General features: G+C 35.8%; 9 protein-coding genes and 1 other annotated feature. Of the genes, 7 read left to right on the forward strand and 2 right to left on the reverse strand.

Annotation, left to right across the window (positions count from 1 at the left end):
* The first annotated feature begins 74 nt into the window (after positions 1-74).
* A complete protein-coding gene (gene amrS, locus ACKF5P_RS00395) occupies positions 75-1,055 on the forward strand; it encodes an AmmeMemoRadiSam system radical SAM enzyme (protein ID WP_408955536.1) in 981 nt (326 codons plus the stop codon).
* 1 nt (position 1,056) lies between these two features.
* On the opposite strand, the gene ACKF5P_RS00400 is transcribed toward amrS, so the two are convergent.
* Positions 1,057-1,770, reverse strand: coding sequence for a CPBP family intramembrane glutamic endopeptidase (locus ACKF5P_RS00400; protein ID WP_408955537.1), 714 nt, complete (start codon positions 1,768-1,770; stop codon positions 1,057-1,059).
* A 207-nt stretch (positions 1,771-1,977) separates the two neighbouring features.
* On the opposite strand from ACKF5P_RS00400, the gene ilvD reads away from it, so the two are divergent.
* Complete coding sequence (ilvD, locus tag ACKF5P_RS00405; RefSeq protein WP_408955538.1) at positions 1,978-3,636, forward strand: dihydroxy-acid dehydratase; 1,659 nt, start codon at positions 1,978-1,980, stop codon at positions 3,634-3,636.
* 68 nt (positions 3,637-3,704) lie between these two features.
* Here ilvD and ACKF5P_RS00410 read toward each other — a convergent pair whose 3' ends face one another.
* Positions 3,705-4,247 carry a biotin transporter BioY gene (locus ACKF5P_RS00410; protein ID WP_408955539.1) on the reverse strand — a complete coding sequence of 181 codons (543 nt, stop codon included), beginning with the start codon at positions 4,245-4,247 and terminating at the stop codon, positions 3,705-3,707.
* Between the two features lie 454 nt (positions 4,248-4,701).
* Positions 4,702-4,996, forward strand: a binding site (T-box leader).
* A gap of 244 nt (positions 4,997-5,240) precedes the next feature.
* On the opposite strand from ACKF5P_RS00410, the gene ilvB reads away from it, so the two are divergent.
* From ilvB to leuC, 5 genes are all read left to right on the forward strand, one after another.
* Complete coding sequence (gene ilvB / locus ACKF5P_RS00415; protein WP_408955540.1) at positions 5,241-6,977, forward strand: biosynthetic-type acetolactate synthase large subunit; 1,737 nt, start codon at positions 5,241-5,243, stop codon at positions 6,975-6,977.
* Complete coding sequence (gene ilvN / locus ACKF5P_RS00420) at positions 6,977-7,456, forward strand: acetolactate synthase small subunit (protein ID WP_408955541.1); 480 nt, start codon at positions 6,977-6,979, stop codon at positions 7,454-7,456. The genes ilvB and ilvN overlap by 1 nt, the downstream gene beginning before the upstream one ends.
* A 77-nt stretch (positions 7,457-7,533) precedes the next feature.
* Positions 7,534-8,526: a ketol-acid reductoisomerase gene (ilvC, locus tag ACKF5P_RS00425; RefSeq protein WP_408955542.1), complete on the forward strand. Its 993-nt coding sequence runs from the start codon at positions 7,534-7,536 to the stop codon at positions 8,524-8,526.
* Positions 8,527-8,544: 18 nt separating this feature from the next.
* Complete coding sequence (locus ACKF5P_RS00430) at positions 8,545-10,053, forward strand: 2-isopropylmalate synthase (protein WP_408955543.1); 1,509 nt, start codon at positions 8,545-8,547, stop codon at positions 10,051-10,053.
* 85 nt (positions 10,054-10,138) lie between these two features.
* A complete protein-coding gene (gene leuC / locus ACKF5P_RS00435; RefSeq protein ID WP_408955544.1) occupies positions 10,139-11,401 on the forward strand; it encodes a 3-isopropylmalate dehydratase large subunit in 1,263 nt (420 codons plus the stop codon).
* Positions 11,402-11,403: the final 2 nt, after the last annotated feature.

Here is an 11,403-nt window from a genome sequence, read left to right on the forward strand (position 1 = left end):
AAACTTAGTTGCTTATGCTCTTAAGATGTTGGTTTTTAACTGTAAGTTGTTAACTTAAAAAAAGGGGGCTGAAGGTGAAGGAAGCATTATATTATAAACAGGAAGGTGATTTAATTAGATGTCAACTCTGTCCTCATGTTTGCTTATTAGCAGAAGGTGAGCAGGGGGAGTGTCAGGTAAGAGAAGTTAAGGAGGGGAAGGTACGGACAATTAATTACCAGCGGGTTAGTGCTGTGGCTATGGACCCAATTGAGAAAAAGCCTCTGTTTCATTTTCAGCCTGGGAGTCGAATTCTTTCTTTGGGAACAGTAGGGTGTAATCTAAAATGTAAGTTCTGCCAAAATTATAGAATTGCTCATGAACCTAGAACAGAGACTGAGCAACTTTCTTCCCAGCAGGCTGTCGAATTAGCCTTAAATAAGGATTCAATTGGGTTGGCTTATACTTATTCAGAGCCATTAGTCTGGTATGAGTATGTTCTAAAGACGGCAAAGTTGGCCCATAAGGAAGGTTTGAAGAATGTTTTAATTACGAATGGAATGATTAACCCCCAACCATTACAAGAATTATTACCGTATATTGATGCTATTAATCTGGATTTTAAGTCTTTTACGGATGATTTTTATCAAGAGATTTGTGGAGGAAAATTAACCCCAGTTAAGAGAACCGTTGAATTAATCTACCAAACTACTCTATTAGAGATTACTACCTTATTGATTCCTGGGTTAAATGATTCTGAAGAAGAGATTAAGCAATTGGTTGATTGGATAGCAGGTTTTGATTGTCAGATTCCACTTCATTTGGCCCGTTATTTTCCTCGTTATCAGTTAGATAAAGAACCTACTTCGATAGAAAAGTTATTAGAAGCAAAAAGTGTAGCAGAAAAGTATCTTGACTATGTTTATTTAGGAAATATTTCTGATAATCAACATCGAATTACATACTGTCCTGACTGTAAATATCCAGTTATTAAGAGAAATTATAATCAAGTACAGATTGATTTAGTAAAGCAAAGATGTCCAGAATGTGGAACAAAGATTAAAGTCAGTTTATAATTTAAAATTGCCAGTTAGAAAATGAAAATAGATAGAGAGTTAAGCTAGCTTGATATGTAGAGCGAAAGATTATTGATGCTAGTAAAGAATTTGTTTTATGGTAAAGGTAAGTTGTAATTAATCCCATTATAAAATGGAGTAATAAACTACTCAGTCTAAAATCTAAATAACTGACTGTATAATAAATTAGGCTGATAATGAAGCCCAACCTGAGACCATAAAACTTTTTAAATTGATAATAAATAAAACCTCTATAAAATAGTTCTTTACTAAAGGCAGGAAATAAATAGGCAATAAAGAGTAGTAAAAAGTAAAGCAGACTTAAAGCTAACTGATCTAAATCGGTAATTATGATTAAGGGAGTAATGTGTTCTGCCGTTAAGATTAAGTGAATAATAATTATTCCAATAAAAAATGGGTTGCTTATCTTTAACCCAAGCTTCAGACTGTTAAAAAAATTATCAAAATTAATCCCTAGCTCTACAAAGGATAACTCATAAATCATTGTAGTCCAGTATAATAAACAAGAGACGAATAGACCTTGTCCAATGATATTAAAGATTAAAAAATATATTTCTTTCATATAAGGTAATTTATCAGGGGAAGTATAACTTTGGAAAAATATGATTAAAAAATTGATCAAATACCAGATCGACTGTGCTTTGATTAAATCGATTAAAGGTAATTTATTCTTTTTGTTATCTGTTTTGTGCATAATAACCCTCCATATTATAAGTGCTATAATTATTCATTGAACAATTGTAATAATTTTCCTGGATGTTTTTTAAAATACTTTGTTAAAAAAAAGAATATTGCTTATTGGTTTGATTTTTGTTAGAATATATTTAAAATTAATAGAAAGTAGATAATATTAATCTTAATGATGTTATAAATTATAAAGTAGTTACAGAGGAGGAAGAATATGAGAAGTGAGAAGGTAACTAAAAAAGTTGATAGTGCACCACAAAGATCATTATTTAAAGCAATGGGGTTGACAGATGAGGAGTTAGAAAAGCCATTGATTGGAGTCTGTAATTCAGTTAATGAGTTGATTCCAGGGCATGTTCATTTAGATAAGATCGCTCAAGGTGTTAAGGATGGAGTTAGAATGGCTGGAGGAATACCATTAGAATTTGGATCAATTGGTGTCTGTGATGGTATAGCAATGGGGCATCAAGGTATGCATTATTCGTTAGCTAGTAGAGAATTGATTGCTGATTCTGTAGAGACAATGGTCAAAGCTCATGCTTTAGATGGATTGGTCTTAATTCCTAACTGTGATAAGATTGTTCCAGGTATGTTGATGGCAGCAGCTAGATTGAATATTCCTACTGTAGTTGTTAGTGGCGGGCCAATGTTAGCAGGCCAGCATAAAGGAGAGAATATAGATTTAAAGACCGTTTTTGAAGGAGTAGCAGCGGTTAAAACAGGTCAGATGTCTGAAGAAGAATTATTAGAAATTGAAAATAGTGCTTGCCCAAGTTGTGGGTCTTGTGCAGGAATGTTTACTGCTAATTCAATGAATTGTCTAACAGAAGTTTTAGGTTTGGGTTTGCCAGGTAATGGGACAATTCCTGCTGTCTATGCAGAGCGAGTAAGACTAGCTAAGCAGGCGGGCCAACAAGTAATGGAACTTTTTGAAAAGGATATTAAACCGTTAGATATTTTAACTAAAGAAGCTTTTGATAATGCTTTAAAGGTTGATATGGCTTTAGGATGTTCTACTAATACAGCGTTACATCTGCCAGCTATTGCATATGAAGCTGGGATTGATTTAGATATAGCCTTAATTAATCAATTTAAAGAGGAAGTACCACATTTATGTAGTTTAAGCCCAGCTGGGAAGCATCATATTCAAGATTTGGATCGAGCAGGGGGAATTCCAGCTGTAATGAAGATTCTAAGTGATAATGACTTGCTTGAGGAAGATTTAATTACAGCTACCGGACAGACGATTGAAAAGAATTTGGTAGGGGTAGAAATTTTAGATAGTAATGTTATTAGAGACTTTACAACTGCTTATCATCAAACAGGTGGTTTAGCTGTGTTGACTGGAAATATTGCTCCTGATGGAGCTGTCGTTAAGCAGGCAGCAGTAGCAGAGGAGATGTTAGTTCATCAAGGGCCAGCTCGAATCTTTAATTCTGAAGAAGAGACAGTACAGGCTGTTCACAACGGTGAGATCGAAGCTGGAGATGTAGTAGTGATTAAGTACGAAGGGCCAAAAGGTGGGCCAGGAATGCGAGAGATGTTAACTCCAACATCTGCTGTAGCAGGAGTTGGTTTAGATAAAGAAGTAGCTTTGATTACTGATGGTCGTTTTTCTGGAGCAACACGAGGTGCTTCAATTGGTCATATTTCACCAGAAGCAATGGAAGGTGGGCCAATTGCTGCTGTTGAAGAAGGGGATATTATTGAGATCGATATTCCTAATGGTAAATTGAATGTTAAATTAAGTACAGGAGAGATTGAAGAGCGATTAGCAAACTGGGAAGTACCAGAACCAAAGATCAAGACCGGTTATTTATCTCGGTATGCTAAGTTGGTCAGTTCAGCAAATACAGGAGCTATTCTTGGGTAATAGTGATTGATGTTTAGTGGAATAGTTGTTAAAAAGGTAGGGGAGTTAATATTAACCCCCTACCTTTTTTATTTTTTAGCTTCTAGGTAATTATTGATCTTATTACTAAGTGGGGTAGCAACTGCTGCTTTAATTATATCCCCTGGCATAAAGGGAAGGCTACCAGCAATAAAGGTTTCTGCTAAGCTCATATCTGTAACAAGGCTCATCCAGACGACTCCTAATAGATGAATAATTACAACCCCTCCTAAGATCATAGCTAAAGCAGTCTGGTAGTAACTATCCTTTTTAACTAATAAATTAACAGTGATTGCTCCTAAGGGATAGGCAACTAAATATCCACCAGTAGGGCCTGCTAAAACTCCAATTCCTGCATTACCTCCTGCAAAGACTGGTGCTCCACTAAAGCCTATTAATAAAAAAATAAGCATACTTAATCCAGCTTGTTTAGTTGACAATGTAGCTCCAGCTAACATTACAACAAGTGTTTGTAATGTAATTGGAACAGGACTAAACGGTAAAGGAATAACCAAGTAAGCTACACTAGCTAGTAAAGCAGCAAATAGTGCTGAGTAAGTTAAATCTTGAATCGTTAATTTACTATTTTTCATTTAAAACGCCTCCTCTAAAATTAAATTAAAATAGATTTATTGCTTGTTAGGCTTAATCTATCTCAATCTTTTGGATTAGAAGTTAATCAGTAAATATTAATTTTCTAAACTCTTAATTCGTGATTATGATTAGTATTATAATAAATAATTTGATGATTGTCAATGTTTATATTTTTGGAGTTAACAATAAATTCTCTAAAAATAAAAAAATAGTTCTTGACATTGGTTTCAATATTTCATATACTATTAATTAAATATAAAATTAAATAATCAAGTTAAAAAGTAATGATAGGGACTGAAATAGTTCTGATTAGATTACAGAGAATCGGAGTAGCTGAGAACCGAGATCTAAATCTATTATTTCTCTCACCCTTAAACTGCATAATCGAACTAAAAATCTCTTGACAAAGTATAGGATATATTCTATACTTAATAACAAGAATTGAAGATTTCTTTAAAAGCGTCGAAAAGGAAGAGTAGGTAATTTAATTTTATCAAGAGCGAGCTGGGGATGGTGCAAGCCAGTGTTAAAATTAATTATTGAAGATCTCCTTGGAGCTGCAGACTGAAGTTTAAGTAGGTTATGCCGGTTTCTTAAGTTAATTACTTAAGAAGACAGTATCCGTTACCATATGCTGGAGTATGGAACATACTTTATTTAAGTATGTGAGTACTTAATGAGGCTATTACTGTGAAGTGATAGCAAAAACTAGGGTGGTACCACGTGAGGAAGACCTCTCGTCCCGATTAATGTCTATTGTACGTTAATCTGGATGAGAGGTTTTTTATTTTTTAGTATAATTTAGTAGTTGAGTAGTTGAGTAGAGAAGTAGGTTTATAAGTTGAGTAGCTAGTAGGTATAATTAATAGGTAATAGGGATAAGTGTACCTAATTTTAACCTCTAGACTACTCAGGTCTGGAGTTTTTTCCTTTTCAGACATAAATTTCTATTAATAAATAGAAATAATAATTTTAGAAGAGGTGAATTTAGTATGAAGTTGACAGGTGCAGAAATAGTCGTTAAATCATTAATTGAGGAGGGAGTAGATAAGATATTTGGTTATCCAGGTGGAGCTGTATTATCAATTTATGATGTATTGTATGATGAGCCACAACTAGAACATATTTTAACTAGGCATGAGCAAGGAGCAGCTCACGCTGCTGATGGATATGCACGTAGTACTGGTAAGCCTGGGGTCTGTATTGCAACTTCTGGGCCAGGAGCAACTAACTTGGTTACAGGGTTAGCTACTGCTTATATTGACTCAGTTCCAATAATTGCTTTTACAGGTCAGGTTGCAACCAGTATGTTAGGAACTGATGCTTTCCAAGAAGCAGATATAACTGGAATCACTGTTCCAATTACAAAACATAATTATTTAGTACAGGATGTAAAAGAGCTTCCAAGAATTATTAAAGAAGCTTTCCATATTGCTACAACAGGAAGACCAGGGCCAATCTTGATTGATATACCTAATGATGTTCAAGCAGATATGGCTGAATTTGAATATCCTAGTGATATTGATTTGAGAGGTTACAAACCTAATTATTCTGGTCATAGGTTACAGATTAAGAAAGCAAGTGAGTCAATTAAGCAGGCTGAAAAACCAGTTATTTATGCTGGAGGAGGAGTAATTGCGAGTGGAGGAGCTGAAGAGTTAAGAAAGTTAGCTAAGAAGGCTCAAATTCCAGTAACTACAACTTTAATGGGCTTAGGAGCTTTCCCAGAAACTGATGAGTTAGCTTTAGGTATGCTAGGAATGCATGGTACTGAAGAGGCTAATTATGCAATTACTGATACGGATTTATTGATTGCGATTGGAGCTAGATTTGATGATCGAATTACTGGTAAATTAGAAGAGTTTGCTCCAGAAGCAGAAGTAATTCATATTGATATAGATCCTGCTGAAGTCTCTAAACGAGTGGATGTTGATATTCCAATTGTTGGTGATGTAAAGGCAGTTTTAACCGACTTGAATCAAATGGTTAAAGAGCAAGAGCGTCAAGAATGGTATAAACAGATTCAAGAATGGAAGGGAGAGTCAATCGTTAATCAACCACCTGTTGCAGATAGGTTGACAGCAAAGAAGGTAATTACTGAACTTGATTACTTAACAGATAATGATCAAGTAGCGATTACTACTGAAGTAGGTCAAAATCAGATGTGGGCTGCTCAATATTATAAGTATACTCAACCAAGAAGTTTTGCTTCTTCAGGTGGTCTAGGAACGATGGGTTATGGTTTCCCAGCTGCATTAGGTGCTCAGATGGGGAATCCAGATAAAGATATTTTCTGTATTGCTGGTGATGGAAGTTTTCAGATGAATTTGCAAGAGCTTGCTACAGCAGTCAGTTATGAGTTGCCGGTCAATGTAATCATTTTAAACAATCATTATTTAGGGATGGTTAGACAGTGGCAGCAATTATTTAAAGAACGACGTTACTCTTCTACTTGTTTAAGAAAGAGAAAGAGCTGTCCTGATAATTGTGCTGCACCAGGAGATGATTGTCCAGAAATGACACCTAATTTTGTTAAGCTAGCAGAGGCTTTTGGAGCAGTTGGAATTAGAGTAACAGAAGCTGAAGATGTTAGAGGAGCCTTAAAAAGAGCTATTGCTAGTCCAAAACCAGTAGTGTTAGACTTTATAATTGAAGAAGAAGAGAATGTCTTCCCAATGGTACCTGCTGGAGGGGCAATCAATAATATGATCTTAGGGGAGGGTAACTAATGAAACATACAGTTTCAGTTTTAGTAGCTAATAAATCAGGTGTATTGGCTAGAACCGTTAGTCTTTTTAGTAGACGTGGCTACAATATAGATAGTTTATCTGTAGGTACTACTGAAGACCAAGAAGTTTCGCGAGTTACGATTGTAGTTGAAGGTGATGAACAGGTCTTAGAACAGGTTACTAAACAATTAAATAAACTGATAGATGTCTATAAGGTAAGTAATATTACGAATGATTCATCAATAGATAGGAGCTTAGCTTTAATTAAAGTTCAAGCTAACATAGAGACTAGGTCTGAAATCATGCAGATTGTAGATGTCTTTAGAGGGAAGGTTGTAGATGTAGCTGCTAAATCTTTGGTAATTGAAATGACTGGAAGTGAAGAAAAGATTGAAGCCATTGAAGAATTATTGAGGCCATTTGGAATTATCGAGTTGGTTAAGACTGGTAAGATAGCAATGGTTAGAGGAGAAAAATAAGGGTAATTAATATTTAATATTGGATAGTTAATAATTTAAAATAAAGAATCAAAAATTAAAAGAGGAGTTGAGTAGAAATGATAAAAATGTATTATGATCAAGATGCAGATTTAAGTTATTTAGAAGGAAAGAAGGTTGCAGTAATTGGGTATGGAAGTCAAGGGCATGCTCAAGCTCAAAACATGCGGGATGCTGGTTTGGATGTTGTTGTAGCTGAATTAGAGGGGACATCTAATTATGAGCAAGCAAAAGCAGATGGATTTGAACCTGTAACTGCTAAAGAAGCTGCTCAAAAGGCAGATATAATTCAGATTTTATTACCTGATGAAGTTCAAAAGAAGGTTTATTCTAATGCTATTGAGCCTAATTTAGAAGCAGGAAATGCTCTTGTATTCTCACATGGATTTAATATTCACTTTGAACAGATTACTCCACCGGAAGATGTTGATGTTTATATGGTTGCTCCTAAAGGGCCAGGACATCTAGTAAGAAGGGTTTATAAAGAAGGTGCTGGAGTACCAGCTTTGATTGCACTCTATCAAGATGCAACAGGAAATGCTAAGGATTTGGCTTTGGCTCATGCTAAGGGTGTAGGTGGAACAAGAGCTGGAGTAATTGAGACTACATTTAAAGAAGAGACTGAAACTGACTTGTTTGGAGAGCAAGCTGTTCTATGTGGTGGTGCTACCGAGTTAGTTAGAGCTGGTTTTGAGACATTAGTAGAAGCAGGTTATCAACCTGAGATAGCTTATTTTGAATGTTTACATGAGTTGAAATTAATTGTTGATTTGATGTATGAAGGTGGAATTGCTACTATGAGAGACTCCATTTCTGATACTGCAGAGTATGGAGATTTGATTGCTGGTAGAAAGGTTATTAATGATAAATCAAGAGCAGCAATGAAGGAGTTATTATCTAATATACAAGAAGGTAAGTTTGCTAAGGATTGGTTATTGGAGAATCAAGTTGGGCGACCAGCTTATTCAAAGCAAAAAGAGATTGATGCTAATCATCAGATTGAGCAGGTTGGTAAGAAGCTAAGAGATATGATGCAGTGGATTGAGGATTAAGAAGGGAAGGTGAAGTAAATGGGGGTTAGGATTTTTGATACTACCTTGCGTGATGGTGAGCAGTCACCAGGAGTCAATTTGAATATCAAAGAGAAGGTAGAGATTGCCAAGCAATTGGCAAGGTTAGGTGTTGATGTTATAGAAGCAGGCTTTCCCATTGCTTCCCCAGGCGATTTTGCAGCTGTAAAAAAGATAGCCCAAGAGGTAGCTGGCCCAGTAATTGCTGGGTTGGCCCGGGCTACAAAAGAAGACATTGATCGGGCTTGGGAAGCTGTCAAGGAAGCTGAAAAACCGATGATTCACACTTTTTTAGCAACCTCTGCGGTTCATATGGAGCATAAATTACAGCAATCTCCTCAGGAAGTATTGAAGAGGGCAGTTAAAGCTGTTTCTTATGCTAAAGGTTATACAGATAGTGTTGAATTTTCTGCTGAAGATGCTTTTCGTAGTGATCCAGACTTTTTATGCCAAGTCTTTGAAGGGGTAATTGAAGCTGGAGCAACAATAATTAATATTCCTGATACTGTTGGTTATGCTACCCCAGCTGAGTTTGGTGGGCTTATAAAATATATTAAAGATAATGTTTCTAATATAGAGCAAGCTGTAATCAGTGTTCATTGTCATAATGATTTAGGGTTGGCTGTGGCTAATTCTTTAGCAGCTATTCAAAATGGGGCTGAGCAAGTTGAATGTACAGTTAATGGTATTGGTGAGCGAGCTGGGAATACCGCTTTAGAAGAAATTGCTTTAACATTAAACACGAGATATGATTATTATGATCTAAAGACTGATATTAGTTTAAAAGAAATTTCTCGGATTAGTAAGTTAGTTAGTCGTTTAACCGGGATGGAAATTCAGCCTAATAAAGCGATTGTTGGGAAGAATGCTTTTGCTCATGAATCTGGAATTCATCAGGATGGAGTAATTAAAGAGAGGACGACTTATGAAATTATGGATGCCAGAACGATTGGGCTAGAGGAAAATAAGATTGTATTAGGTAAGCATTCTGGTCGACATGCTTTTAAAGATAGATTAGAGCAGTTGGGTTATCAATTAGAGCAAGAAGAGCTCAATTCTGCTTTTAAACGGTTTAAAGATTTAGCAGATAAGAAACAAAAGGTTACTAATCTTGATTTAGAAGCGATTATTGAAGATGAGATCAGTCAAGTTTCTGAAGTTTATGAGATTAGTTTATTACAAGTGACAAGTACTTCTGGATTAGCAACTGCCACTGTTCAAATGGAGCGTGATGGTGAAAAGATTAATGAATCTGCTTGTTCTGAAGGCGGGCCAATTGATGCAGTCTATGATGCTATGAATCGGATTACTGATTTAGACTGTCAATTGGCTGAGTATAAGATTGATGCTGTAACGAGTGGGAAAGATGCATTAGGAGAAGTACTTGTTAAATTAGAATATAATGAACAAGTTTATGTTGGTCGGGGAGTCAGTACAGATGTGATAGAGGCTAGTGCTAAAGCTTATAATAATGCCTTAAATAAGATATTGGTGCTGATTAATGATTAGTAACAATTAATACTTAAGAAATTAACCTGATAAACATTCTTAATAAGCAGTAATTTTAATCTAAGGTAGAGAGAGGAGAATAACAATGGGAATGACGATGGTTGAAAAGATATTAGCAGCTCATGCAGGAGAAGATAAAGTAAAACCAGGTCAGTTGGTAAATGCTAAACTAGATCTTGTACTTGGAAATGATGTAACAACACCAGTAGCAATTAAGGAGTTTGATAAGATTGGGGTTGAGGAAGTTTTTGACCAAGACCGAGTAGCAATTGTACCTGACCATTTTGCACCTAATAAAGATATTAATTCAGCTGAACAGTGTAAAATGATCAGAGAATTTGCTCATGATAAAAAGATTACTAATTATTTTGAAATAGGAGAGATGGGAATTGAACATTGTTTATTACCAGAGAAAGGGTTAGCTTTGCCTGGTGATATTATAATTGGAGCGGATTCTCATACTTGTACTTATGGAGCTTTAGGAGCTTTGGCAACTGGAGTAGGTAGTACGGATATGGCAGCAGGAATGGCAACTGGTGAGGCTTGGTTTAAAGTACCAGAAACGATTAAATTTATTTATAATGGTGAGTTACAAGAGTGGGTCAGCGGGAAGGACTTAATTTTATATACTATTGGAGATATAGGTGTTGATGGAGCTTTATATAAAGCAATGGAATTTACAGGAGAGGTAATTGAGAATTTCTCAATGGCTAATCGAATGACGATGTCTAATATGGCAATTGAGGCTGGAGGAAAGTGTGGCTTAATTGAGCCAGATGATACTACTTTAGAATATGTTAAGGACAGGGCACAACGAGATTATAAAGTCTATAAAAGTGATACAGATGCAGAGTATGCTGAAGTAATTGAGTATGATGTCAGTGAGATTGAACCTCAAGTAGCTTTTCCTCATTTACCAGAGAATACAAAAGGAATCAGTGATGTTGAAGAGATTAAGATTGATCAATCTGTAATCGGCTCTTGTACAAATGGGCGTTTGGAAGATTTAAGAATAGCAGCTAAGGTTTTAGAAGGAAAGAAGAAGGCTGACCATGTAAGATTAATCATCTTCCCTGGAACACAAGAGATCTATCGTCAAGCAATGCATGAAGGGTTAATTGATATCTTTTTGGACGCTGGAGCAGCAATTAGTACTCCAACTTGTGGGCCATGTCTAGGAGGACATATGGGTATCTTGGCTAAAGGAGAAAGAGCAATTGCTACGACTAATCGTAACTTTGTAGGGCGAATGGGACATCCAGAAAGTGAAGTTTATCTATCTAATCCAGCTGTAGCAGCAGCATCTGCAATCAAAGGTCAGATTGTTGGCCCGAAGGAGGTACTATAATT

The sequence above is a fragment of the Natroniella sp. ANB-PHB2 genome (genome assembly GCF_046097105.1).
Lineage (GTDB): Bacteria > Bacillota > Halanaerobiia > Halobacteroidales > Halobacteroidaceae > Natroniella.